General features: G+C 63.4%; 21 protein-coding genes. 10 read left to right on the top strand and 11 right to left on the bottom strand.

Annotated features, from left to right (window positions below; all coding sequences use genetic code 11):
* Window positions 1–310: 310 nt before the first annotated feature.
* From LB533_RS04550 to LB533_RS04570, 5 genes are all read left to right on the top strand, one after another.
* A complete protein-coding gene (locus LB533_RS04550; RefSeq protein WP_140517988.1) occupies window positions 311–652 on the top strand; it encodes a DUF2147 domain-containing protein in 342 nt (113 codons plus the stop codon).
* A 207-nt stretch (window positions 653–859) separates the two neighbouring features.
* A complete protein-coding gene (locus LB533_RS04555; RefSeq protein WP_181165140.1) occupies window positions 860–1018 on the top strand; it encodes a hypothetical protein in 159 nt (52 codons plus the stop codon).
* Between the two features lie 54 nt (window positions 1019–1072).
* On the top strand, window positions 1073–1267 hold the full coding sequence (locus tag LB533_RS04560) for a hypothetical protein (protein ID WP_140638791.1): 195 nt from the start codon (window positions 1073–1075) through the stop codon (window positions 1265–1267).
* A gap of 101 nt (window positions 1268–1368) precedes the next feature.
* Window positions 1369–2829 carry an AMP nucleosidase gene (locus LB533_RS04565; protein ID WP_224676767.1) on the top strand — a complete coding sequence of 487 codons (1461 nt, stop codon included), beginning with the start codon at window positions 1369–1371 and terminating at the stop codon, window positions 2827–2829.
* 159 nt (window positions 2830–2988) lie between these two features.
* Entirely contained in the window at window positions 2989–3999 is a 1011-nt protein-coding gene (locus tag LB533_RS04570; RefSeq protein WP_224676768.1) for an endonuclease/exonuclease/phosphatase family protein, read from the top strand.
* A gap of 13 nt (window positions 4000–4012) precedes the next feature.
* Here the strand turns inward: LB533_RS04570 and LB533_RS04575 are convergent, their stop codons facing one another.
* Together LB533_RS04575 and LB533_RS04580 are read right to left on the bottom strand one after the other, a co-directional pair.
* On the bottom strand, window positions 4013–4606 hold the full coding sequence (locus tag LB533_RS04575) for a DUF922 domain-containing protein (RefSeq protein ID WP_224676769.1): 594 nt from the start codon (window positions 4604–4606) through the stop codon (window positions 4013–4015).
* Window positions 4607–4745: 139 nt separating this feature from the next.
* Complete coding sequence (locus LB533_RS04580) at window positions 4746–6425, bottom strand: electron transfer flavoprotein-ubiquinone oxidoreductase (protein ID WP_140657989.1); 1680 nt, start codon at window positions 6423–6425, stop codon at window positions 4746–4748.
* Between the two features lie 220 nt (window positions 6426–6645).
* Here LB533_RS04580 and LB533_RS04585 point away from each other — a divergent pair, with 220 nt between their 5' ends.
* From LB533_RS04585 to LB533_RS04595, 3 genes are all read left to right on the top strand, one after another.
* Window positions 6646–7290, top strand: coding sequence for a hypothetical protein (locus tag LB533_RS04585; protein WP_140517982.1), 645 nt, complete (start codon window positions 6646–6648; stop codon window positions 7288–7290).
* Window positions 7291–7389: 99 nt separating this feature from the next.
* A complete protein-coding gene (locus LB533_RS04590; protein ID WP_224676770.1) occupies window positions 7390–8265 on the top strand; it encodes a uracil-DNA glycosylase family protein in 876 nt (291 codons plus the stop codon).
* Between the two features lie 48 nt (window positions 8266–8313).
* On the top strand, window positions 8314–9117 hold the full coding sequence (locus tag LB533_RS04595; RefSeq protein WP_224676771.1) for a helix-turn-helix domain-containing protein: 804 nt from the start codon (window positions 8314–8316) through the stop codon (window positions 9115–9117).
* 9 nt (window positions 9118–9126) lie between these two features.
* Here LB533_RS04595 and LB533_RS04600 read toward each other — a convergent pair whose 3' ends face one another.
* Window positions 9127–10029 carry a DMT family transporter gene (locus LB533_RS04600; RefSeq protein WP_263487350.1) on the bottom strand — a complete coding sequence of 301 codons (903 nt, stop codon included), beginning with the start codon at window positions 10027–10029 and terminating at the stop codon, window positions 9127–9129.
* A gap of 281 nt (window positions 10030–10310) precedes the next feature.
* Here LB533_RS04600 and pepN point away from each other — a divergent pair, with 281 nt between their 5' ends.
* Window positions 10311–12956 carry an aminopeptidase N gene (gene pepN, locus LB533_RS04605; protein WP_140638783.1) on the top strand — a complete coding sequence of 882 codons (2646 nt, stop codon included), beginning with the start codon at window positions 10311–10313 and terminating at the stop codon, window positions 12954–12956.
* A gap of 101 nt (window positions 12957–13057) precedes the next feature.
* On the opposite strand, the gene LB533_RS04610 is transcribed toward pepN, so the two are convergent.
* Window positions 13058–13498, bottom strand: a complete 441-nt coding sequence (locus LB533_RS04610) for a hypothetical protein (RefSeq protein ID WP_224676772.1) — start codon at window positions 13496–13498, stop codon at window positions 13058–13060.
* Between the two features lie 218 nt (window positions 13499–13716).
* Between LB533_RS04610 and LB533_RS04615 the strand changes: the two genes are divergently transcribed.
* On the top strand, window positions 13717–16041 hold the full coding sequence (locus tag LB533_RS04615) for a PAS domain-containing sensor histidine kinase (protein WP_140638782.1): 2325 nt from the start codon (window positions 13717–13719) through the stop codon (window positions 16039–16041).
* A 44-nt stretch (window positions 16042–16085) separates the two neighbouring features.
* On the opposite strand, the gene LB533_RS04620 is transcribed toward LB533_RS04615, so the two are convergent.
* From LB533_RS04620 to LB533_RS04650, 7 genes are all read right to left on the bottom strand, one after another.
* Complete coding sequence (locus LB533_RS04620) at window positions 16086–16565, bottom strand: hypothetical protein (protein WP_224676773.1); 480 nt, start codon at window positions 16563–16565, stop codon at window positions 16086–16088.
* A 51-nt stretch (window positions 16566–16616) separates the two neighbouring features.
* Entirely contained in the window at window positions 16617–19577 is a 2961-nt protein-coding gene (locus LB533_RS04625; RefSeq protein ID WP_224676774.1) for a bifunctional [glutamine synthetase] adenylyltransferase/[glutamine synthetase]-adenylyl-L-tyrosine phosphorylase, read from the bottom strand.
* The gene (locus LB533_RS04630) at window positions 19577–21052 is read right to left on the bottom strand and encodes a sensor histidine kinase (protein WP_224676775.1); all 1476 of its coding nucleotides are present in this window, start codon (window positions 21050–21052) and stop codon (window positions 19577–19579) included. Before LB533_RS04630 ends, LB533_RS04625 begins: the two co-directional genes overlap by 1 nt.
* A gap of 8 nt (window positions 21053–21060) precedes the next feature.
* Window positions 21061–21735, bottom strand: a complete 675-nt coding sequence (locus tag LB533_RS04635; RefSeq protein WP_181165141.1) for a response regulator transcription factor — start codon at window positions 21733–21735, stop codon at window positions 21061–21063.
* Between the two features lie 341 nt (window positions 21736–22076).
* Window positions 22077–23618, bottom strand: a complete 1542-nt coding sequence (locus tag LB533_RS04640) for a Do family serine endopeptidase (protein WP_224676776.1) — start codon at window positions 23616–23618, stop codon at window positions 22077–22079.
* A gap of 135 nt (window positions 23619–23753) precedes the next feature.
* Window positions 23754–24221 carry a cytochrome c-type biogenesis protein gene (locus tag LB533_RS04645; RefSeq protein WP_140638777.1) on the bottom strand — a complete coding sequence of 156 codons (468 nt, stop codon included), beginning with the start codon at window positions 24219–24221 and terminating at the stop codon, window positions 23754–23756.
* Complete coding sequence (locus LB533_RS04650; protein WP_224676777.1) at window positions 24218–26209, bottom strand: heme lyase CcmF/NrfE family subunit; 1992 nt, start codon at window positions 26207–26209, stop codon at window positions 24218–24220. Before LB533_RS04650 ends, LB533_RS04645 begins: the two co-directional genes overlap by 4 nt.
* Between the last annotated feature and the right edge of the window lie 3 nt (window positions 26210–26212).

The following is a 26212-nucleotide window of genomic DNA, read 5'->3' on the forward strand; positions in this document are numbered from 1 at the left end:
AAAACAAAGCTAAAACAATAGGTAAACGTGGAAATTCGTTAAGGATACAAAGCCAGCGATTCAGCCGGATAGCGCCAAATTTGACGAAAATTTTCGCGAGCGGAATCAACACTCCGCTAACCACGCGAAACAAACGCCGCGCATGCATGCATTCATTTCCCCGCCGACATTGCTTCCGTCGACGCTTCTGAATTGCCAAAGCTTCCGCTGCGGCACCGCTTTTGTTTTGCAGGGAGCTGGATTAGCTTACGTTTGCGTAAGCGGCAGACCGGCGGGCGGAGCCTCCTGCCGGGTATCCAAGGGAGGAAAGATGTTTCGAAAAGCAAGCCTGGCCCTGGCGGCCACTTTGATCCTGACCGGTGTGGCCTGGGCCGATCCGATCGAGGGAAACTGGAAGACGCAGGCCGGCGATACCGCGGCCATCGGGGGCTCGGGTTCATTTTCCATCACGCTGAAGTCTGGCAAATATGCCGGCAAGACCATCGGTTCGCTCAAGGCGTCCGGCGACAACAAATACACCGGCAGCATAACCGACCCGGCAAACGACAAGACCTACTCCGGCAAGGCGACGCTGTCGGGCACCTCGCTGAAAATGAGCGGTTGCGTGCTCGGCGGGCTGATCTGCAAGAGTCAGACCTGGCACAAGCTCTGATCGACCCCATCCTTGCGACATGAAAACGGGGCCGGCAGGCCCCGTTTTCGTTTCATGATCCTGGCACGCTGTGCCGGCGGCCATGCTCCTTATGGCCAGCGCCGCCTCAAAACTCATCAACCAATTTGAACGGCAGATGAACGCCGGCATCAGGGCCGGTTCAGTCGTGCCCGGGCATTCTCCTGCGTGTTGAAGGAGACACGACCAATGCTCGCCCGCCGCTTCACCATCGTCTGCCTGCTGGTGAGCCTGTTTGGAATGTTCTTCGCCATCCTCGTCGCCGAAGCGGGCCGTTCGGCCCGTTCCTGGGACGAGGCCAGTTCCAGAACCTGCCGCCTCGCCTGCCCGACCACCCTTCGCCCCTGAGACAGAAACCAAAGACCTGACCAAACACAAAACCTCGAAAGAAAAGCAAAGACCATGAACCGCATCGCCGCAAACCTCTTCAAGACCGTTCGGCTTCTGCCGCGGGCGGCGCTCATCCTGGTGCTTCTTGCCGCGCCGGTCCTGGCTGTGCCGATGATGCGTGCCGATGCCGGTTCCACGATCGAGGCGCCAGCCATGAAGAAATCCGGCGTCGGTTTCGTGCTGCTGGTCAGCCTGCAGCGCGGATAAATTGCGCCTTCGATCGGGACACCCCTCCCAACTGCGATTCCAAATCTCTATATTGGGCCATGGAAAAGCGAATCTATCCCCAGGCCATCGAATCTGTCGTCATGCCCGAGCCTTTTGGCCGGCAAAGCTTCGACACCGCTGAAAAAGCAGTCGCGGCACTGCAAGCACTCTACGAGCGAAACACCAAGTTCCTGCGCGACTCCTTCGCGGCACTCGCCGCCGGCGGCGACAACAGCAAGCGCTACCGCGCCTTCTACCCGGAGATCGGCGTCACGACCAATTCGTTCACCCAAATCGATTCACGCCAGGCCTATGGCCACATGCCGACGCCGGGGCATTTTTCCACCACCATCACCCAGCCGAGCCTGTTCGAAAGCTATCTGGTCGAGCAACTGCGTCTGATCATGCGCAACCATGGGGTCGCGGTCACGGTTTCGGAATCGACCACGCCCATCCCGCTGCACTTCGCGTTTCTCGAAGGCACCCATGTCGACGGAACGGCGGCCGAGCGTATCCAGCGGCCGATCCGAGACCTGTTCGACGTGCCAGATCTCGACGGTACAGATGACCAGATCGCCAACGGCACGTTCGAAGTGGCGTTCGGAGAACCAAGGCCGCTGGCGCCGTTCACCGCGCAGCGGATCGACTATTCGCTCCACCGCCTGTCGCACTATACCGCCACCACGCCGCAGCATTTCCAGAATTTCGTGCTGTTCACCAACTATCAGTTCTATATCGACGAGTTCGTGGCGCGCGCCCGCGACCTGATGGAAAATGGCGGCGGCGGGTATTCCGAATTCATCGAACCGGGCAACGTCGTCACCAAAGCCGGGCAGAGCGCCCCCAGTGAAGGGGTGGCGCCGCAGCGCCTGCCGCAGATGCCGGCCTACCACCTGAAGAAGCCGAATCATGGCGGCATCACCATGGTCAATATCGGTGTCGGCCCCTCCAACGCCAAGACAATCACCGACCACATCGCGGTGCTGAGGCCGCATGCCTGGGTGATGCTCGGCCACTGCGCGGGCCTGCGCAATACGCAGGCGCTGGGCGACTATGTGCTGGCGCATGCCTATGTGCGCGAGGATCACGTGCTGGACGACGACCTGCCGGTCTGGGTGCCGATTCCGCCGTTGGCCGAGATCCAGGTGGCGTTGCAGGAAGCGGTTGCCGAAGTCACCGGCCTGTCGGGGTACGATCTCAAGCGCATCATGCGCACCGGCACTGTAGCCACCATTGACAACCGCAACTGGGAACTGCGCGACCAGCGCGGACCGGTGCAGCGGCTTTCGCAGTCGAGGGCGATCGCGCTTGACATGGAATCGGCAACGATCGCGGCCAATGGCTTCCGCTTCCGCGTGCCTTACGGCACGCTCTTGTGTGTCTCCGACAAGCCGCTGCATGGCGAACTGAAGCTGCCCGGCATGGCGACCGAATTCTACAAGCGGCAGGTGGCGCAGCACCTGACCATCGGCATCAGGGCGATGGAAAAGCTTTCGGAAATGCCGATGGAGCGGCTGCATTCGCGCAAGCTCAGAAGTTTTTCGGAAACGGCCTTCCAGTAGCCGATCTGCGCGCCGCCAGAGCCATTCGCCGTCTTGCCGGCGATTCGCTATCTTGCCAGCAATTCGCTATCTTGATTGAGCCGCATTTTTGCCGATAACCGATCGAGGACCATCGCTGGCAACTCATGCAGATCTGATCCGATGAAACGCAGTCGAGACATGGCGGCTTCACTGGTATTCATCGTGATGATGACGCTCTCGGCCGCGCTGGTGGCCGGCTTCTTCGGCGCCTTGCACCCGGCGCTCGATTCCTTTTCGCATTTCCGCATCCACCTCTCCGTGCTGATGGCGCTTTGCGCGGTGCCGCTGCTGGCGACATCGTTTCGCCTGCAAGCGGCCGCGGCCCTGGTTTTTGCCGTGGCAGCCCTAGCCACCGCTTCGACCGCCTTGCCCCGGCTATGGCCGGTTCAGGCGGTCGCCAAATCCACCGACCAGATTGTCTACAGCCTGCTGCAGATGAATCTCCGCTATGACAACCCGACGCCGAAGAAAGTGCTGTCACTGATCGGCCGGACCAATCCCGACGTCATCACCCTGGACGAGGTGTCGGCGATGTGGGCGACGGAGCTTGGCTACATCGCCAGTGCCTATCCATACCGGATCCTCTGTCCCTATCCCAACGGCGTATTCGGCGTCGCGCTGCTCTCGCGGCGACCCTTTGTCGCCGGCACCGCGCCACATTGCGAGCGCCGGGGCGCAATGGCCATTGCGACCATCGATTTCGGCGGCAGGAGCGCCGACGTCGCCGCCATCCATCTCAGTTGGCCGTGGCCCCGGGAACAGTATTGGCAGATCGGCGAACTCTCGGAGCAGCTCTCATCGCTCGGCCAAACCGCCATCATGGCCGGCGATTGCAACGCGGTGCTATGGAGTGCCGCGGTGCGGCGCGTCGCCGCTCTCGGCGGACTGACCGTCATGCCGTCGGCCGGGTCGACCTGGATTCACCGGAAGCTGCCTGACTTCCTGCGCCGCTATGCAGGCCTCCCGATCGACCAGGCGTTCAGCAAGGGCGGCGTGACCATTCTGTCGTCAACGCGACTGGAAGATACCGGCTCCGACCATCTTCCCGTACTCGTGGAGTTCTCGCTTCGCCCCGACGACAGGCAGCCCCATGACGAGCATGAGAGCGCGCTCGCGGCGAGCGACCTTCAAAACAATCCGCGCGGTTGATGCTTCGACATTCTCAGGGCTTGGTCAACGCTTCGACAAGGTGCTCGACAGGCCCGCCGCCGCGATGCTCGCGCGCATCGAAAGCGTTCTGCCTGGCTTCATATTCGACATAGATGGCCTTGATCCGGCGCCGCGCCTCGAGATGCGTGCCGGTGCAGAACCAGTTGTCCGGGCTCCGCAGGCCGGCAAGCGCGGTCTCGGTGGCCCGCATCATCCGCCTCGCGATACCGCCATGCGTCTGCTCGTGCTTGCGAACGCCGATCATGAAACGGTCCCAACGCTTGCGCAGGACTGGGCTTGCCGACGAGAGCCGCGGGAAAGTGTAGGTTAGGTTGAGCGTCCCGTTGGCCTGCCGAAGATGGCAGGCACCATCCTTCCGGACGATATCGAGATCCCAATGCACGGCGTAACCGGTTTCGGCGATGGCACGCGCCATATAGCCGTGCTTGGGTCCCAGCCGATCCATCGCCTCGACAAGGGCGGCTCCGGTATTTCCAGCGACATCATAGGTGCGGATGTGAACGGTGAGCTTTGTGCCCGCCGACGCGGCTGATGCGCAAAGCAGCATGAAGGCCATGGTGAGCATCGTCGGGCTGGTCAGGCGCATGTCCGCCTCCTTTGTCGGAGCCGAGCAGACCACACTCGGCGGAAGGCTTCAACGGGCTTGATCGAGGCAGGCGGTCGACGGCGACAGACAAATCCGCCGCCACTCGCATGTTCTTCGTGATGGCTTAGCCCGGCACGGCTCACATGTTCTGATAGACCGGTCCTTCGCCACCTTGCGGCGGCACCCAGTCGATATTTTGGTTCGGATCCTTGATGTCGCAGGTCTTGCAGTGGACGCAGTTCTGCGCGTTGATGACGAAGCGCACGTCCTTGGCCGCCGGATCGGCAGCGGCATTGCCGTCCTTGTCGACCCATTCGTAGACGCCTGCAGGGCAGTAGCGCGTCGAAGGTCCGGCAAAGACGTCATGCTCGGAACGCTTCTGCAGCTCCATGTCCGCCACCAGCAGATGCACCGGCTCGTTTTCCTCGTGGTTGGTGTTGGACAGGAAAACCGAGGACAAGCGGTCGAAGGTCAGCACGCCATCGGCCTTGGGATAGTCTATTTTCTTGTGCTTCGCGGCGGGCTCTAGCGTGGCGTAGTCGGCCTTGCCATGCTTCAGCGTGCCGAAGGGCGAGAAGCCGAACAAAGTGTTCAGCCACATGTCCAGGCCGCCGATGGCGACGCCGGCGATGGTGCCGAAGCGCGACCACAGCGGCTTGACGTTGCGCACCTTCTTCAGATCCTTGCCGATGTCTGTCGCCCGCCACGCGGCTTCGTAGGCGGAGAGCTCGTCATTGGCGCGGCCGGCGGCGATTGCCTCGGCGACATGCTCGGCCGCCAGCATCCCCGACAGCACGGCATTGTGCGAGCCCTTGATGCGCGGGACGTTTACGAGGCCGGCGGCGCAGCCCATCAACGCGCCACCCGGGAAGCACAGTTTCGGCACCGACTGCCAGCCGCCTTCAGTAATCGCGCGCGCGCCATAGCCCAACCGCCTGGCGCCCTCGAAAGTACCGCTGATCGCCGGGTGGGTCTTGAAGCGCTGGAACTCCTCGAACGGCGACAGCCAAGGGTTCTTGTAATTGAGGTGGACGACGAAGCCCACCGCCACCTGATTGTCGTCCAGATGATAGAGGAAAGAGCCGCCACCGGTCTTGAGATCGAGCGGCCAGCCGAAGGAGTGCTGGACGAGACCCGGCCTGTGCTTCTCCGGCTTGACCTGCCACAGTTCCTTGAGGCCGATGCCGTATTTGCCCGGCTCGCGGCCCTCGGAAAGCCTGAACCTGGCGATCAACTGCTTGGCGAGCGAACCGCGCGCGCCTTCTCCGATCAGCACATATTTGCCCATCAGCGCCATGCCCGGCGCGAAACCCGGGCCGTGTGTGCCATCCTTTTCGACGCCCATGTCGCCGGTGACAACACCGGTGACGGCGCCTTCCTCGTTATAGAGCAGGCCGGCCGCGGCGAACCCCGGATAGATTTCCACGCCGAGCGCCTCGGCCTTGGCCGCCAGCCAGCGGCAGACATTGCCAAGCGAGACGATGTAGTTGCCGTGATTGTTCATCAGCGGCGGCATCATCATGTTGGGCAGGCGGAAAGAGCCGGCGGGGCCAAGCACCAGGAAATGGTCCGCCGTGACCGGCGTTTTGAATGGATGGTCTTGTTCGTCGCGCCAGCCCGGCAGCAACCGGTCGATGCCGATCGGATCGACGACGGCGCCTGACAAGATGTGGGCGCCAACCTCACCGCCCTTTTCCAGCACGACCACGGAAAGCTCGGGATTGACTTGCTTCAGGCGGATGGCGGCGGCGAGGCCGGCCGGGCCCGCACCGACGATCACCACGTCGAATTCCATGCTTTCGCGTTCGATATCGCTCATCAACCCCTCCGCACTGGCTTGTCGCTATTGCGCGTATCTTGCTGGCTCCTGCGCTGCATAGCGCATCAAGTCGCGACAGGAAACCGGCGCGTCTGTGACAACGTGGATTTGGCCAAAAAGTCGCGCATCGTGCCGAAGGACACCCGTTTTGCGCCGGCCTGCCCGCAACGCGTACGTTTTTAATTGTTCGACGGCTTGCTTATCGGCCATACTTCGCACCATGCGCATTCCTGGGCCAGCCGGCTTCTCATCAACGCGCTTCCCATCGACGCCCGGCAGGGCCTGCCGGGCGTTCCTTTCGGCCCTCCCCCTGCTGGCGCCGGTCCATGCCTTTGCCGACGAGGTGAAGGTCTGGGCCACCGGTGCCTACTCCTTCTCCGACGAGCTTGGCGGGTTCGAAATCACCGGCGCTTCCGGCACCGGCACCAAGGACGATCCGCTCGTCATCACCGAAGAGCTGAATTCAGCGACGCCGGTAACGTTGACCATCCGTGCAACCAAGCCGATCCAGGCGTTCGGCAAGGCGGGCGAGTTCGCCAACGGCATCATGTATTTGCGCTTGGACGTGCTCAACAACAGCGGCCAGGCCTGGATCGAATTCCAGTTCGAGCTTCAGGAGGTCCTGAATCAGCCGAGCGTCTTCGGCGATGGGCTTTCGTTCGACCAGCGCAACAAGACGCCTGACAACATATGGTCGAGCAATTTTGCCGATTTCGACCGCGATTTTGAACCGTATGACCGTCTGCTGTTCAAGAACGGCAAGGTCGACCCCCTAAAGACCGCCAGGTTCGAATTCCTGATCACCGACTATACGCCGCGCTGGACCTTTTATCTGGTGCAGGACCCGCGAATACCGACGGGTTAGGTTGCGGTGAGCGTATGACGCCGCCACAGACAGGCCGTCATTGCCAATGTCCCCAATCACCAACTTGCAATATGCGACCAGTCGAACGATGGTGGCGCCATGACTGCCGCTTCCCCAAACAGCCGACCTGATATCGCCGAGTTGCTCGCCTTCTATGCCAGCGCGGGCGTCGACGAGGCGTTGGATGACGCGCCGGTGAACCGCTTCGCGGAAGCCGCGCCCAAGCCGGCGGAGCGGATGCCGGCTGCCGCGCCCAGCGATAGCAGAGCACCGGAGCGACCCGCGGCCCAACCGCGTTTCGATGCGAGCGCCGTGCCTAACGCTCCGCCGGCGCGCCCGCCCATTTCGGCGGTACCCGACGGGGCGCAGGCGGCGCTGGCGCGTGAATTGGCCTCGGCTGCCTCGACGCTGGACGAGCTTCGCCAGCACATGTCGACTTTTGATGGCTGCAACCTGAAGTTCACCGCCAAGAACCTGGTCTTTGCCGACGGCAACCCGGATGCATCGGTGATGCTGGTCGGCGAGGCGCCCGGCCGCGACGAGGATATAGAAGGCCTGCCCTTCGTCGGCCGCTCCGGCCGGCTGCTCGACCGCATGTTGGCCGCGATCGGGCTAGATCGGACATCCGTCTATATCGCCAATGTCATCCCTTGGCGGCCGCCGGGAAACCGGACGCCGACGCCGCACGAAACCGAGATCTGCCGGCCGTTCATCGAAAGGCAGATCGAGCTGGTCAGGCCGAAGGTGCTGGTCAATCTCGGCGGGCCCTCGGCCAAGACCCTTCTCAATACGAGCGAAGGCATCTTGCGGCTGCGCGGCAACTGGCGCGCGCACACGACAGCGTCCGGCGTCGTTATTCCGGCGATGCCGACGCTGCACCCGGCCTATCTATTGAGGACGCCGGCGCACAAGAAGCTGGCCTGGCGGGATTTTCTCGAGGTGAAGGCGAAGCTAAGAGCGCTCACCTCTCCATGACCTCGCGGGTAATTGAAATGCGCCTGCCGTCGCCCTAACCATGCCCTCATGATATCTCCTCAAACCTCCGCCGGGCGCCTCATCCGTGAATGGCGCACGCGACGCCGGATGAGCCAGCTCGACCTCGCCACGGAAGCCGAGATCTCGCAGCGGCATCTGAGCTTCGTCGAGAGCGGGCGGGCCGCGCCCTCGCGCGACATGGTGCTGCACCTGGCCGAGCAGCTTTCGATCCCGCTTCGCCAGCGCAACCAGCTCTTGCTGGCGGCGGGCTTTGCGCCGAGCTTCAGCGAAAGGCCGCTGACCGACATTTCGCTGGCACCGGCCATGGCGGCGGTCGAGACGGTGCTTCGAGGGCACGAGCCGTTCCCGGCGCTCGCGGTGGACCGGCACTGGAACCTCGTTTCGGCAAACACCGCCATTGGGCCGTTTCTGGCCGACGTTTCCGAGCCCTCGCTGCTCAAGCCGCCAGTCAACGTGCTGCGGCTCAGCCTGCACCCTGGAGGTGTCGCGCCGCGCATCGTCAATCTCGCGGAGTGGCGGGCGCACCTGCTGGAACGCCTGAAGCACCAGAACGACGCGTCAGGCGATCCGGTGCTGATCGAACTGGAGCGTGAGTTGCGCGGTTATCCCTCCGGCCTGAAGAGTGGGCGGCCGGCGCCGGTCGAGCCGAGCGGCATCGTGCATCCGCTGCGGCTTGCCCATGGGGATCAGGTGCTGTCGTTCATCAGCACCATCACCGTGTTCGGCACGCCGCTGGACGTGACGCTGTCCGAACTGGCGATCGAGTCCTTCTTTCCGGCCGACGAGCAGACGCGGACGGCGCTGGTAAGATTGGCGAAAGAGCGGGCCTAACGGTGCTGATCACCCCTGCGGTGGGGCAGCCTTGCGCGTGCGGGTGCGTTCCAGGCCGAGTTGACGTTCGCGCCAGATGATGAAGATGCCGGCGGCAACGACGATCAGGCCGCCGGTCAGCGTGTTCAGCGTGGCGACATCGCCGAAGACGAGGTAGCCGACCACGACGCCGAGGATCATCGAGGTGTATTCGAACGGGGCCACCACCGATGCCTCGGCATGGCGATAGGCCGAGGTCATCAGGATCTGGCCGAGGCCGCCGCAGAAGCCGGCGGCGACGAGAAGGGCCGCCTGCCCCGGCGTCAGCGCCTGCCACCCAAACGGCAGCGACAGCAGCGCCATGACGCTCGCGGTCACCGAAAACCAAAGCACGATCGTGGCGGTGCGCTCGCTTTGCACGAGATTGCGCACGAGCAGCATGGCGACGGCCGAAATCGCCGCCGCTATCAGTGCGGCGATGACGCCGAGCACCTCCTGGTCGTCGAGCGCCTCGCCGGAACTCAGGAGCGTCAGCTCCGGCCAGGAGATGATCAGCACACCGACGAGACCGACGGCGACCGCGCTCCAGCGATAGACACGAATGGCTTCGCCGAGGAAAATCGAGCTGAACACCACCACCAACAGCGGCTGGGCGTAATTCAGCGTGATTGCTTCCGGCAGCGGCAACCGCGTCAGCGCGAAGAAGCCGAGCCCCATGGCGCAGACGCCGACGACGCCGCGCGCGATGTGGTTGAACGGACGGCTTGTACTGAAAGCCGTGCCGAGATTTCCCTTGAAAGCCAGAAAGGCAATGATCGGAAAGATAGCGAAGAAGGAGCGGAAGAAGACGATCTGTCCCGCCGGCACAGTACCCGCCGCCTTGATGCAGGTCGACATGCCGACGAAGACCGCCACCGAGACGATCTTCAGCATAATGCCAGTGAGCGTGTTGTGCCCTACGGTATTGTCACTGTTGCCGGGGCCTGCTGTCACGCTCCCGCCGCTTCCCGCATGGTTGCCCAGGTGCGGGCCGGTGTTGCCGGTCTCTCGATATGCCTGACGTCGTAGACGGCGGCCATGACTGCCTCGCGATGCTGGAAAGGTGGGTCTGAATAGACCTTGTCGCAGTTTTGTCGAGGCGCCGGTTCGTGTAAAGAGCGCGGACTTCAATTTTTGAACGGGCAGGACAGGCCCGGAAAGACAGGAACCACGGAATGCGCACCGACACTGGCCAGGTCTTCAAACTCGAAGACTATCGCCCCAGCGACTATCTCATTCCGGAAACGAGCCTTGAATTCCGTCTTTCGCCAGGGGCGACGATCGTCACGGCAATTTTGACCGTCGAGCGCCGCGATGGCGTCGCGGCCTCTGCGCCGCTTGTGCTGGACGGCGACGGGCTGACGCTCAGGCGCGTCGAGATCGACGGCAGGAAAGCCAAGCCGACGGATTTTGCCGTGACGCCCGACCGACTGACCATCGTCACCCCCCCGGCCGCGGGTCGCTTTCGGCTGTCGATCGAGACCGAGCTGGTGCCATCGGGCAATGAAGCGCTGATGGGCCTCTACCGCTCAAGCAACGTCTATTGCACGCAATGCGAAGCAGAGGGCTTCCGCCGCATCACCTACTTCCTCGACCGCCCCGACATCCTTTCCGTCTACACCGTGCGGATCGAAGCCTGCCGCGACGAGGCGCCGCTGCTTCTGTCCAACGGAAACCCGGTCGACAAGGGCGATCTCGGCGATGGCTGGCACTATGCCATTTGGCACGACCCCTTCCCCAAGCCATCCTATCTGTTCGCGCTGGTCGCCGGCAATCTCGGCCGGGTCGCCGACAGTTTCGTCACCATGTCCGGCCGCACGGTCGAGCTCGGCATCTATGTCGAGCCGGGCAAGGAGAAGCTCGCCGGCTACGCCATGGATGCCTTGAAGCGATCGATGCAATGGGACGAGGAGGCATTCGGCCGCGAATACGACCTCGATGTCTTCAACATCGTCGCCGTGTCCGACTTCAACATGGGCGCGATGGAGAACAAGGGCCTCAATGTCTTCAACGACAAATACGTGCTGGCCGACCGGGAGACCGCGACGGACGCCGATTTCGCCAATATCGAGGCGATCATCGCGCATGAGTATTTCCACAATTGGACAGGTAACAGAATCACTTGCCGCGACTGGTTCCAGCTTTGCCTGAAGGAAGGGCTGACCGTTTATCGCGACCACGAATTCTCCGCCGACCAACGTTCGCGTGCGGTCAAGCGCATCGCCGAGGTGCGCACGCTGCGCGCGCATCAATTCCCCGAGGACCAGGGGCCGCTGGCGCATCCGGTCAGGCCGCGCCGCTATCGCGAGATCAACAATTTCTACACGGCGACCGTCTACGAAAAAGGCTCGGAGGTGGTGCGCATGATCCGTACCATCCTCGGGCCTGATAGCTTCCGCGCCGGCATGGATCTCTATTTCGAGCGGCACGACGGCACGGCGGCGACGATCGAGGATTTCCTGACAGTGTTCGAGGAGGTGTCCGGCCGCGACTTGTCGCAATTCGCGCTCTGGTACCATCAGGCCGGCACCCCTAACCTGGCGGTGAGCTCGACCTATAACCGGGCGGAGCGGGAATTCACGCTGGAAATCGAGCAATCGGTGCCCCCGACCCCGTCGGAAAGCCGCAAACGGCTGATGCACATACCGCTCGCCTTCGGTCTGATCGGCGCCGGTGGCGAGCCGGTCGCCTATGACGCGGTCGACGGCGCCAGCGTCGAGGACGGCATCATCCACATCCGCAAGCGCCGGCATCTGGTGCGCTTCTCAGGCGTCGCCGAGCGTCCGGCGGTTTCGCTGAACCGCGGCTTCTCGGCGCCGATAACGCTTGCCGTCGAGCAGAACACCGATGACCAATTCTTCCTTGCCGGCCACGATAGCGACAGCTTCTCGCGCTGGCAGACCTTCAACACGCTGCTTACGGATGCATTGATCTTGGCCTTCCGCCAAATTCTCGGCGGCGCTGAGCCTGGCTTCACCGCGCGACTGACCGAGCTTGCCGGCAGGATCGCGAGCGACGAGACGCTGGAGCCGGCCTACCGGGCGCTGGCGCTTTCGCTTCCGGGCGAGACCGACATAGCGCGCGACATCGGCAAGAACATCGAACCCAACGCCATCTTCGCTGCGCGCGAGGCGCTGGCGCTGGCAATCGCCAAGGCGAACCGGGACGTGTTCGCAGGCCTCTACGAGCGGCTTGCCGACGAACGGCCGTTCAGCCCGGATGCGGCTTCCGCCGGTCGGCGGGCGCTGCGCAACATCCTGCTCGATTATCTCTCGCTGCTGCCAGGTGGCGCCGAACTTGCGGCGGAGCACTTCCGGTCGGCCACCAACATGACTGACCGCGCGGCCGCGCTGACCGTGCTCGCGCATCGCCACCATGGTTCGCCGGAGGCAAACACGGCACTGGCGGCTTTCGAAGAGACATATGCGTCCGACCCGCTTGTGATGGACAAATGGTTCCAGATTCAGGCCAGCGTACCCGGTCCGCAGGCGGTGGAGACGGTTCGCGCCCTGACCGCGCATCCGGCCTTCTCGATGGCCAATCCGAACCGGGTGCGCTCGTTGGTCGGCACATTCTCGAGTGCCAACCAGACCGGCTTCCACCGCGCCGACGGCGAAGGCTACCGATTCTTCACGCAGACGGTGCTCGAAGTCGAAAAACGCAATCCGCAGGTGGCGGCAAGATTGGCAACGGCGCTCCGGTCGTGGCGATCGCTCGAACCTGGCCGGCAGGCCAAGGCCAGGGAAGCGCTGCTTTCGATCGCCAATGCCGAAAACCTGTCCGCGGATTTAAGCGATATTGTCGAGCGTACGCTGGCGTGAGCCAGACCCAAGCGGCCACCATGGTGGTCGGCGGCAATGCCAAAGCAACGCCACCGGCCTGTCGGGGTGTGCCTCTGCTGCTCGAACGGATTCCCGCCTCCCTACGCGGATATCAACATGGCGATGCGATGCACGCCGACCTCGGCGCTCGTATTCGTCGCCTCATCGGTCTTGCCTTTGGCGCAAGTGTACATGTCGCCTTCCTTGAGCTTGAACTCCTTGTCGGCCTTCTTGATCGTGAATTCGCCCGCAGTGATGGTGCATACCATATCGTTGTCCATAACCATCGCCGGAGCATGTGTGCCGGGCTGAAACACGACATCGACGATTGAGATGCTTTTGTAGGCAGGAATGTCTGAGTTTCCCGTACCGACCTCCACCACTCTGATGCCGGGCGCAATTTCCTTGCCCTCCTTCGGGCCGTATGTCTTCGTTTTTGCCGACGCCGCCAGGGCGAACAAAGGCGTTACCGCTGCCGCTGACACGCCGAGAGCAATTGCAGATCTGCGATTCATGCTTTCCTCCCAATGTGCAATCCGCACGGAATATGCGTGATCTCTAATATTACTCCCTTTCAACGGTGATCGCCATCGCATGCCGCTGCTCGGTTGGCGGAAAAGCCACTATTTTAGTCGATTTTTAATCTTTTTTCGCCGGACCACTGGACAAGGCGAATCACCTTTGATTCTTTAATGACGATTCGGAAGTGCGGCGTTTGCCGGATCATCAGACAGCATAGGCAAATCGGGGAGTGCCATTTATGGCGAAGGCGGACGCGTGGGGCGCGCCCGGAGGGATAGCTTTTGCGCGTCGCGAGACGCCGCGAAGCGACGGCCTTGCCGGGAATGCGCGACTCATCGCCGAACCGGCCTACAAGCGGCTTCTGGCCGCCGAGCCATTGCTGCGCCGATCGATACCGGCTCTCATCGTCATCTTCCTGATCGCGATCGCGGCGCTGCGCGTCCTGTCGCTGATGAACGAACGCGACGATATCGAGCGCAACGCCAAGGCGATCCTGATGCTGGCGTCCAGTCAACTGGCGAGTTCGCTGGCCACCATGTCCGACACCGCGCCGGGCGCTATCCAGGACCTGTTGGAAACGACCAGCCGTCAGGGCGCAATGAGCCGCGGCCACGTTCTTGTCATCACCGACAGCGCCTTCAAGATCACCGCGGTGACGCCGCGCTCGATGTCCTGGCAAGGCCGTTCGCTGGATAGCCTCGCCCAGGGCGGCCAGCCTCTGTTCATGTTCGGCGACCGCGCCGGAGTGATGGAGGTCGATATTGGCGGGCAGGACTGGTATGCCGCGGTCAGCCTGGCGAACGGTCGCAAAGGCGCGGCAGCGGCGCTGGTGCCCCAGGACGCGGTTTTCGACGCCTGGCGCAAGACAGTCTCGCTGAATGTGACGCTGTTCGTACTGACGGCCGGCGTGCTGATCATCATCCTCTATGCCTATTTCGGCCAGGCGGCGCGCGCGCAGGCTGCCGACCGCATCTACCTCGAAGCGCATCAACGCATCGACATGGCGCTGGTACGCGGCCGCTGCGGCTTGTGGGACTGGGACATGGTGCGCGGCAAGATGTATTGGTCGCGCTCGATGTACGACATGCTGGGCTACGAGCCATGCGACACGATGCTGTCCTTCGGCGAGGTCGACGAGATCATCCATCCCGATGATGGCGACCTGTTCCAACTCGCCAACAAGATCGTCGCGCGCGAGATCGATCATATCGATCAGGTGTTCCGGATGCGGCATGCCGACGGGCAGTGGGTATGGATGCGCGCAAGGGCGCAGGTCATGGATCCGGAAGCGCCCGAAATCCAGTTGATCGGCATCGCCGTCGACGTCACCGAGCAGCGCCACCTGGCGCTTCGTTCCGAGGCAGCCGATCTGCGCCTGAGAACGGCGATCGAGAACATCAACGAATCCTTCGTGCTGTGGGATGCCGCCGAGCGGCTGATCATGTGCAATTCCAAATACCAGAAGGACAATGGCCTTTCGGACCGTGACGTGATGCCAGGCGCCGTGCGCGCCACGCTGGAAGAGCGCATGCTCGCTTTCGCTTCCGATCGGCGGCTTGCCAACAGCAATGGACCGCAGGGCGGCGCGACGTTCGAACGGCAGCTGGCCGACGGCCGCTGGTTGCAGGTCAACGAACTCAGAACCCGCGACGGCGGCATTGTCTCGGTCGGATCCGACATCACCCAGATCAAGCTGCATCAAGAAAAGCTGGTCGACAGCGAGCGCCGGCTGATGGCGACCATACACGATCTCAGCCTCGCCCGCCGGGCCGAAGAGGAGCGCGCGCGCGAACTGGTCGAGCTCAACCGCAAATACATGAAGGAAACCGAGCGCGCCGAAGCGGCGAACCGGGCCAAGTCCGAATTCCTGGCCAACATGTCGCATGAACTGCGCACGCCCTTGAACGCCATCATCGGCTTCTCCGAGCTGATGGAACAGGGGCTGTTCGGCCCGCTGGGATCGGAGCGCTACGAGGAATACGCCACCGACATCAACAGCAGTGGCAAATATCTCCTGGGCGTCATCAACGACATTCTCGACATGTCGAAAATCGAGGCCGGCCAATTCTCGCTCGACCGCGAAGAGATCGATCTCGGCCCGCTGATCAGCGAGACGGTCAGGGTCGTCTCGCTGCAGGCCGCACAGAAGGCGATCACCGTGGAGACCCGCATCGCCGACGCGCTGACGCTGTTCGCCGACCGCCGCGCGATCAAGCAGATCGTCATCAACCTTTTGTCCAACGCAGTGAAATTCACCGGCCAGGGCGGCCACATATCGGTCAGGGCCCGCAATACCTCAGGCGCGCTGGTGCTGACGATCGAGGACAATGGCTGCGGCATACCGAAGGAGGCGCTCGGCAAGCTCGGACGGCCCTTCGAACAGGTGCAGAACCAGTTCTCCAAGAGCCATGCCGGGTCCGGCCTCGGCCTTGCCATCTCGCGCTCTCTGGCCGAACTGCAAGGCGGTGCCCTGAAAATCCGCTCAACCGAAGGTGTCGGCACGATCGTGTCGGTGCGCATTCCGGTGAAGAAGGCGACGCCCGTGGTCAAGGTCGCAGCTTGAGCAACGGGCTCCGGCGATGTCGCCGAAGCCCGTGCCGGAAGGCGTTATTGCATGCTGCCGTCGTCGCCTTCGTCATCCCACTGGCGGTGTAGGCCAAAGCGGCCGCCCTTTGGCAGTTCGCCCTTGTTGATCTTTCCGTCGTTGTTCTTGTCGAGCAGGGCAAAGAGCTTCTTGTCGCGACCGGCGATGTCCTCCGTCGTCAGCATACCGTCGCCCTTGGTGTCGTAACGCGCGATGATGCGCCTGGCCATGCGCTCGAAGCGGGCCTTTTCCAGCGCCGCGGCGAGCTGCTCCACCGTGAGCTTGCCACCACTGTCGGCAACCAGCTTCTTCAACCGCGAATCCATGACGCTTGAGAACTGGTCGAAGCTGATGGTCCCGTCATTGTCCTTGATCGCCTTGTTGAGGCGCATCATTGTGCGCTCACGCCTGTTTGCGCTGTCGCTGTTCCCGGCATAGGCCGCAGTGCCGACGGCTCCTGCCAACGCGATGAAGGCGAATGCGAGCTTGGTTGTCTTTCTCATGGTCTTCTCCTGTTGCATCGTCACCCCCGATGCGATCCGCACGGCCGTTGATCACAGCCGCCCGGCACGAAGCAGAAGGTCGAAATCCTTCCTGACCTTCCGCGACGTCTCCTTGAGATGTGCTTCAAGCACACCGAAATCCGGCAAGTCGGTGACCGCCAGAAGCAGATCCGAAAGCCCCGGCGGCACATCGTCCCGCTCGAACTGGCCGGTGAGGCAAAGCCTGATCATTTGGGTCAGCGCCAGATAGAGCCGGTAGGCCTCGCCAAGCTCCTCCCTGACATCGGCGGCTGCGAATTGTGGCGCAAGGCGCGACAATACCTCTGCGGTTGCCGTGACCCTGCGGCCGGACTCGACATTGCCCGTGACGACGGCTACCTGGGCGATGAATTCGAGATCGATCAGGCCGCCGGCAATGAGTTTGATGTCCCAGAGGTCGCGCGGCGGCTTTTCCTTCTCGATCATGGCGCGCATGTCGGACGCTTCCGCTTTCACCTTTGCTGCGTCGCGCGATTGCCCGAGCACCGCCGCGACGTCGGCTTCGACCTCGGCACAGAGCCTGGCATCTCCGGCAATGGCGCGCGCCCGCGACAGCGCCATGTGCTCCCAGGTCCAGGCCGCCTGGCGCTGGTATTTCCTGAAGGCGTCGACGTGGGTGGCCACCGGCCCCTTGTTGCCCGACGGCCGCAGCCGCAGGTCGAGTTCATAGAGTACGCCTTCCGCGGTCGGCGCGGAGACGGCCGAGATCAGGCGCTGTGTCATGCGGGTGTAGTAATGCGAGGGCGCCAGCGGCTTTTCACCGTCGGATTCCTCGGCGTCCGCATCGTGGTCGTAGAGCAGGATAAGGTCGACATCTGATCCCGCCGTCAATTCACGGCTGCCGAGCTTGCCCATGCCGAGCAGCGAAACCACGCCGCCGGCGATTGTGCCATGGCGCGCCTCGAATTCGGCCATAACCGCGCGCAACGCGGCCTCAATGGTGAGATCAGCCAGGTCAGAAAAGGCGTGGCCTGCACGGGCCGGATCGATCGAGCCGGCGAGCAGCCGCACGCCGATCAGGAATTTCTGCTCGGAGGCAAAGATGCGCAAACGATCGAGAACGTCCTCATAGGCGCGGTCGCCTTCGAGGAAAGCGGTAAGCCGTGCCGATAGATAGCCACGGTCCGGCAATTCGGTGAGAAGAGCGGGATCGAGCAGGCCATCGAACACATGTGGCCGGCGCGTGATGATCGCGGCCAGCCGGGGTGCTGCGCCCATGATCGTCGCCATAAGCTTCAGCAACGCCGGATTGGACTGGAGCAGCGAGAAGAGCTGGATCCCTGCAGGCAGGCCGGCGAGGAACTCGTCGAAACGGATCAACGCCTCATCGGCCCGACGCGTCTGGCCGAAAGCCTTGAGCAGCGCCGGCGTCAGTTCCGTCAGTCGCTCGCGCGCCTCAGCCGACTGGGTGACGCGGTAGCGGCCGAAATGCCAGCCACGGATCACGCGGCAGATGTCGCTCGTTCGCTGGAAGCCGAGGCCGTGCAAGGTCTGCAGCGTATCGGGGTCGTCGACGTCGCCGGTGAAGACCAGATTGCCGATGCCTGCCGAGAGCTCCGGCGCCGTTTCGAACAGCGCCGCGTAGTGACGTTCGACCTGCTGCAGCGAGGCGCGAAAGCCCAGGGAAAAAGCAGCCGCATCGGCAAAGCCCAGCATACGGGCGATTCGCTCCAGCCCTTCATCATCCTCCGGCAAAGTGTGCGTCTGCTCGTCGGCCACCATCTGGATGGCATGCTCGACCCGGCGCAGGAACCAATATTGCCGGGCCAGTGCGTCGCGTGCCTCGGCGGTGATCCAGCCGCGCGCGGCCAGCTGGCCGAGCATCGGCACGGTCTCGCGGCCGCGCAGTTCCGGGAAGCGGCCGCCGGCGATGAGCTGCTGCGTCTGGACGAAGAACTCGATCTCGCGGATGCCGCCGCGCCCGAGCTTGACGTTGTGGCCCTTGACCGCGATTTCGCCATGCCCCTTGTGGGCGTGGATCTGGCGTTTGATCGAATGGACGTCGGCGATCGCGGCATAGTCCATGTATTTGCGCCAGATGTAGGGTTGGAGCTCCTTGAGGAAAGCGGTGCCGGCGTCCAGATCGCCGGCCACAGGACGCGCCTTGATCATGGCGGCGCGTTCCCAGTTCTGGCCGCGCGCCTCGTAGTAGCGCAGCGCCGCCTCGACCGGGATCGCCAGCGGGGTCGAACCGGGATCGGGACGCAGCCTGAGGTCGGTGCGGAAGACATAGCCATGTTCGGTGCGATCCTGCAGGATGCGCACCAGACGGCGCGTCAGCCGCGAAAACAGCTCCGTCGCATCGAGCGGATCGACGACGGCCGACGCTTCCGGGTCGAAGAAGACCACGAGGTCGATATCGGAGGAAAAATTGAGCTCATGCGCGCCAAGCTTGCCCATGCCGAGCAGGATCCAGCCCGACCGGTTCGAGGGATTGGCGGGATCCGGCAACTTCAGCTTGCCGTGGCCATGCGCGTCGCGCAGCAGGAAATCGACGGCGGCGCGCGTGCACGCATCGGCAAGGTCGCTCAACCGCCGCACCGTAAGCGAGGTCTCGGCCTCGGCGGCCAGATCGGCCAGCGCTATCAGGAAGTGCGCATCGGCCTTCCATTGCCGCAGTTCCATCATCAATCTGGATTCGGATATCGTCTCGGAGAACGATGCCCGGTCGATCGCCACGAGGAACGCCTTCAGCCGGGCCTCGACCGGCTGATCGAAAAGCCCATCCAATATTTGCGGTCGGCGACGCGCCATGTCACGCAAGAACGGCGACAGGTCGAAGACGGCGGCCAGGAAGTCCTGCGCCTCACCCGTTCCAGCCAGGAATTTCGCCAGCCGCGTCAACCCCTCTTCGCGTGCCAAGGTGGCGATCTCGGCCAGCTCCTGCCGGGCCCGGCTGTCATCCAGAGGAGCAAGCCTTGCCGCCGGCTTCAACAGCCAGTCCCTCGCCATCCGCTTTGCAGCCGCCGTCATCAATGATCCTCCCGCGCGGGAAAACTCATGACCACGGATAATCCGGGATTACCAGGCAACAGATCAAGCCGGCCATAGTGGAATGTCATGACCGCCTTTGCGAGGCTGAGGCCAAGCCCGGAACCTGGCTGGGAACGGCTCTTCTCGAGCCGCACGAACCGTTCCGTCGCCCGGGCGCGATCGGCATCGTCCGGAATGCCCTGGCCGTTGTCGGCGACGGCGAGCCTGATCTCGCCATGCGTGCGTTCGAGCGTCACGCGGACCGCCGGCTTGGAGGTGGAATCGGTCGAGTACTTGATCGCATTGTCGACGATGTTGGACAGCGCCTGGCCGATCAGCTCGCGGTTGCCGTCGACAAGGAATGCGCCATCGATCGCGGCTTCGAGCGAAACGCCAGCCTCTTCCGCCACCGGCTCGTAGAGTTCGACGACATCGCGCACGGCTGCGGCCAGATCGACGCGGCTGGTGCTTTCGGAGGAATAACCCGCCTCCAGCCGGGAGATCATCAGGATGGCGTTGAAGGTCTTTATGAGCTGGTCGGACTCGGCGATGGTGCCTTCCAGCGCCTGGCGGTAGTCCGACGTCTTGTGCTTGCCCGAAAGCGTCGCCTCGGCGCGGTTGCGCAGCCGGGTCAGCGGCGTCTTCAGATCATGCGCGATGTTGTCGGAAACCTGTTTCAGCCCCTCGTTGAGCATGGCGATCCTGGCCAGCATGGCGTTGAGGTTTTCGGAAAGCCGGTCGAATTCGTCACCGGCGCCGGTCACCGGCAGCCGGCCCGAAAGATCGCCGCCCATGATGCGGCGGCTAGCTTCCGAAACGCCATCGATGCGCTTCAGCGCGGCGCGGCCGACGAAGAACCAGATCAACAGCCCGCCCAGCCCCATCATGCCGAGCGCCAGCATCAGGGAGCGGCGGATGACGGCGCGGAACCGCTCAGGTTCGCCGAGATCGCGGCCGACCAGCATGATCATCTGGTTCGGCAGGCGCAGCACCAGGGCGATCGCATTGTGGCCCTTCTCGCCTTCGGATCGGACCGCCGTATCGCCGGCCTGCGGCGTGGCCTGATCGGAAGGTGTGCTGCGCTGCCGGTCGAGTTCGCCTTCGCCGAAACGACGGTAGGAGAACGGCTCGGTCGTCCAGCCTTCGGTTTCGATGACCCCCGGCTCCAGGCTCTGCACATTGCCGGTCAGGATCTGGCCGTTGACATCGGCGATCAAATAGAGATTGGCGCCGGGCTGGCGCGAGCGCTGCTCCACCACGCGGACCAGGACTGGCAGGCCGCCGCGCTGGTAGGCGCGGGCAAGGCCGAGCACCTCATCGTTGATGGTCTCCTGCGTCTGCGCGGTCAGCATGCGCGCCGAAAGCGAGGTCATGTAGAGGACAAGCAGCACGGCGCAGAGCGCGAAGAGCAGGAGATAGAGCGCCGAGAGCCGCGCAGCCGTCGTCTTCATGATGGCAGGCACGGAAAGGGCCATGCCGCCGCCTAACCGGCCCTAAGCATGTAGCCGGCGCCGCGAATCGTATGCAGGATGGGCTTGTCGAAGCCTTTTTCGATCTTGCCGCGCAGTCGCGAGACATGGACGTCGATGACGTTGGTCTGCGGATCGAAATGATAATCCCAGACATTTTCGAGCAGCATGGTGCGCGTCACCACCTGGCCGGCATGGCGCATCAGATATTCAAGCAGGCGGAACTCGCGTGGCTGCAGCGTGATCTCGCGTCCGGCGCGCCTGACCGAATGCGAAAGCCGGTCAAGTTCGAGATCCCCGACGCGGTAGACGGTTTCGGCTTCCTTGGCGCTGGCCCGGCGGTTCAGCACCTCGACGCGGGCGAGCAGTTCCGAGAAGGCATAGGGCTTGGTCAGATAATCGTCGCCGCCGGCGCGCAGGCCGGTGACCCGGTCGTCGACCTCGCCCAGCGCCGACAGGATCAGCACCGGCGTGGCGTTGCCCCTGGAGCGCAGGCCGGCGATGACCGACAGGCCGTCGCGGCGCGGCATCATCCGGTCGATGACCATCACGTCGTAGTCGCCGGCATCGGCGAGCGCGAAGCCGGTCTCGCCGTCACCTGCGACATGCGCGGTGTGCCCGGCCTCGGTAAAGGCTTTCTGTAGATAATCCGCAGCCTCGCGATCGTCTTCTATGACGAGAATCTTCATAGGACCGTTATACGCGATTTCGCTGGAAGATTGAGTAGCCGGCATCTGCATTTTAGCCTTCGCCAAAGCGCATCGCGATCAAGATGATCCAGGCCGCGCGCGATAAAGTCTTGGTTCTCTGGTGTTACTGTCCCAGCATGCTGCCGGCATGCCGTTGCCACCAAAGCGCTCCGCTTGTTCGCTCAGCCTGAGCGCATGGTCTGCGGGTGAGTGCGGCAGCGGGCGATGGGAAGCCCGCTGCCGCCGGAGGGGAGCACGATGACTGACTAACGCGCTCGGCTCCATGCTTTCCCGTGCGGCGGCTCGGGGGTGTTTGACACCGCCGCGCCGGAAAGTCGTCGTCAGCCCTTGGCAACGGGCAGCGCCACGAAGCGGTTGTTGTCGTCGCGGGTGATCTGCATCAGCACAGCCTTGCGCCCGGATTTCACTGCTTCATCCATGGCCTTGGTAACGTCGTCGGTGCCGTTGACTTCCATCGAATTGACCGCGGTGATGACGTCGCCCGGTTGGATGCCGCGATCGGCGGCATCGCTGTCGGGATCGACATCGGTCACCACCAGGCCCTTTCCGTTCTCGGATTTGGTGACGGTCAGACCGAGATCGGCAAGCGTATCGGCCTTGGCCGGAGCCGCCGGCTTGTCGTCGGCCGAGGCCTGCTTGTCGCTTGAAGGCAGCTTGCCGAGCTCCACCTTGACGCTCTGGCTCTTGCCGTCGCGCCAGACCGTGACGTCAACCGACTTGCCCGGCGAATAGGCGCCAATCAGGCGGGCGAGCTCCTTCGGCGAAGCAACATCCTTGCCGTCGACCTGGGTGATCACGTCACCGGCGGTGATGCCGCTCTTCTTGCCGGGGCCGTCGTCCTGAGCGCTGGATACCAGTGCGCCGTTGTTCGACTTCAGGCCGAGCGATTCGGCGATGTCTGATGTGACCGGCTGGATCTCGACGCCGAGCCAGCCGCGCTGCACGGCACCGCTCTTCATCAGATCCTCGACGACCTGCTTGGCGGTCGAGGCGGGAATGTCGAAGGCGATGCCGACGCTGCCGCCGGAAGGCGAGAAGATAGCGGTGTTGATGCCGACCACCTGGCCGCTGAGGTTGAAGGTCGGGCCGCCAGAATTGCCGCGGTTGACCGAGGCGTCGATCTGGATGAAGTCGTCATAGGGACCGGCGCCGATGTCACGGCCGCGCGCCGAGACGATGCCGGCGGTGACGGTGCCGCCGAGACCGAACGGGTTGCCGACGGCCACGACCCAATCGCCGACCCGAACCTTGGAGTCATCGGCGAAGTCGACATAGGTAAACTTGCCACCACCCTCGACCTTGAGCACCGCGAGGTCGGTGCGCGGGTCGGTACCGACCAGCTTGGCGTCGAGTTCCTTGCCGTCATTGGTCACCACGGTGAAGGCGGTGCCCTCTTCGACCACATGGTTGTTGGTGACGAGATAGCCATCCTCGGAGATGAAGAAGCCCGACCCTTGAGCCACCGGGCGCGGCTCGCCGTGGCCGCGGTTACGATGCCCGAACCGGCGGGGACCGTCGTCGTTCTGGCCCTGATCGCCAAAGCCGCGGAATTCCTTGAAGAATCGGCGCAGCTGCGGATTGTTGGGCAAATTGTCGAAGCCGTCCTGGTCGTCGGAACCGTCATCGGCAGTGGGCTGGACCTTGGCCTTGACCTTGACGCTGACCACGGCGGGCGAAACGCGCTCGACAACATCGGCGAAGCTGGGGACCTGCGGCGCCTCGACGCGCACGGCATCGGCCAGAACGGGGCTGGTTCCGCTGGTCAATGCGCCGACGCCGATCGCGCCGGCAACGGCGACGGAAGCGACGGCAGCCAGGAGACGCTTGCGGGTGCGGGAATATGAATTGGGGGCAATATTCATGGGGTCTCGTATCCTCTTTTCGAAGGGACGCGCCTTGTCGGCATCCTGACGAAGAGAATTAGAGCGGCGTACATTACGACGCCATTTCCGACGCATGAAACTTTGGTAATGTTGGCGAACGATCGCCGCCTGCACTCAATCGCGGCGCAGGATCGCCTCCAGTGCCGCCCGTTCGTCGGCGGAGAGGGATTTTGTCGCCAGTGACCGGCGCGATCTCGCGCTGAGAACGACAAACAGGCCACCGGCCAAAAGCAGGATCACCGGCGTGCCCCAAAGCAGAGCGTTGCGCAGATCGAAGCGCGGCTTCAGCAGCACGAACTCGCCGTAGCGCGAAACCACATAGTCCATCACCTGCTTGTCGGTATCGCCAGCGACCAGGCGCTGGCGCACCAGAACGCGCAGGTCACGGGCAAGATCGGCATCGGATTCGTCGATCGACTGGTTCTGGCAGACCATGCAGCGCAGCCCTTCCGACAGCGCTCGCGCCCTCGCTTCCAGCGTCGGATCGGCAAGCATCTCGTCGGGCTTCACCGCCAACGCCGTGCCGGCAAAGGACAGCGCCAGCACCATCACGAGCGACGCGATGGACAACTTCGCCTTCATGGCAGGCCCGCGGGGCTCATGGCGCCGGCCTGCTTGCGGCGGCGCGAGGGTGCGCCGACGCGCAGGCGCCTGTCCATCAGCGACATGGCCGCACCGACCATCATGACCAGGCCGCCGCCCCAGATTAGCGTCACCAGCGGTTTCCACCACAGGCGCACCACGACCGATCCGTCATTGCCCTCGTCGCCGAGCGAAATGTAAAGCTGTGAAAGGCCCATCGTCCTGATGCCTGACTCCGTCGTTGTCGTCTGGCGTACCGGATAGAAGCGCTTGGCCGAGCTGATTTCGCCAACGGGACTGCCGCCGACACCGATCAGCTCGAAGCGACCGCGATCCTCGCTGTAATTCGGTCCCTGCGCGGGATGGAGCCCGACGAAACGCAGAGTATGGCCGGACAATTCGACGGTTTGCCCGGCATGCATTGACAGGATTTTCTCGGTGCCGAAGCAAAGCGTGCCGACAATGCCAAGCGTGGTCAGGCCAAGACCGAGGTGGGCAAGCGCTGTGCCGAAGACCGAACGCGGCAGGCCGAGCAGGCGCCTGACCATGACTTTTGCTGCCACATTGCCGAACCCCGCCTTGACGGCGAGGTCGGTGAGAGCGCCGAGGATCAGCCAGACGGCAAGACCCACGCCAACGGCTGCGAATACCGAAGCGCCGTCGATGAACAGGGCGGTGACCAGCGTTGCCAGAAGCGCCGCCGCGAAGGCCGCCATCAGGCGCTGCGCGACGGCGAACATGTCGCCGCGCTTCCAGGCCAGCAGCGGCCCGAACGGAACCATGGCCAGCAACGGTAACATGAGCGGTCCGAAGGTGAGGTCGAAGAACGGCGCGCCGACCGAAATCTTGTCGGCCGAAAGGGCCTCGACCGCCAGCGGATAGAGCGTACCGACGAGTACGGTGGCGGTGGCCGTGGTCAGGAACAAATTGTTCAGCACCAGCGCGCCTTCGCGCGAAACCGGATGAAAGAGGCCGCCGGCCGTCAGCTTCGAGGCACGCACCGCAAACAGCGCCAATGATCCACCGATGAACAGCGTCAGTATGCACAGGATGAAGATGCCGCGCGTCGGGTCGGTGGCGAAGGCATGCACCGAGGTCAGGACGCCCGAACGCACCAGGAAGGTGCCGAGCAACGACAGTGAAAAGGTCAGGATGGCGAGCAGCAGCGTCCAGATCTTCAGCGCCGAACGCTTTTCCATGACGATGGCCGAATGGAGCAGCGCGGTGCCCGCGAGCCAGGGCATGAAGGAGGCGTTCTCGACCGGATCCCAGAACCAGAAGCCGCCCCAGCCGAGCTCGTAATAAGCCCAGTACGAGCCCATGGCGATGCCGCCGGTCAGGAACATCCAGGCGACCAGGGTCCATGGCCGCACCCAACGTGCCCAGGACGCATCGATGCGTCCGTCGATGAGGGCGGCTACCGAGAACGAGAAACAGATCGAAAAGCCGACATAGCCGAGATAGAGCAGTGGCGGGTGAACGGCGAGGCCGAGATCCTGCAGGATGGGATTGAGATCGCGCCCTTCGATGGGCGCCGGTGAAAGCCTCGCGAAGGGATTGGACGTTGCCAGTATAAACAGGAAGAATGTCGCGCCGATCGCACCCTGCACGGCAAGCACGTTGGCACGTAGCGTCGCCGGCAGGTTGGAGCCGAAGGCGGCGACCAGCGCACCGAAAAAGGTCAGGATCAGCACCCAGAGCAGCATCGAGCCTTCGTGATTGCCCCAGGTTCCAGTGATCTTATAGATCATGGGCTGCAGCGAATGGGAATTTTCCCAGACGCTGGCGACCGAGAAATCGGAACTCGCATAGGCGCTGAGCAGTGCGGCGAAGGACAGCGCCGTCAGCGCAAAGCTGGTGATCGCGACTGGAGCGCCGACCGCCATCAGGCGCTGATTGTTGGTGCGGGCGCCAAACAGCGGCACCACCGTCTGCACCAGGGCCAGCGCGAAGGCCAGGACCAGCGCGAAATGTCCGGTCTCAACCATGAT

Source organism: Mesorhizobium sp. BR1-1-13 (assembly GCF_020165515.1).
Taxonomy (GTDB): Bacteria; Pseudomonadota; Alphaproteobacteria; order Rhizobiales; family Rhizobiaceae; genus Mesorhizobium.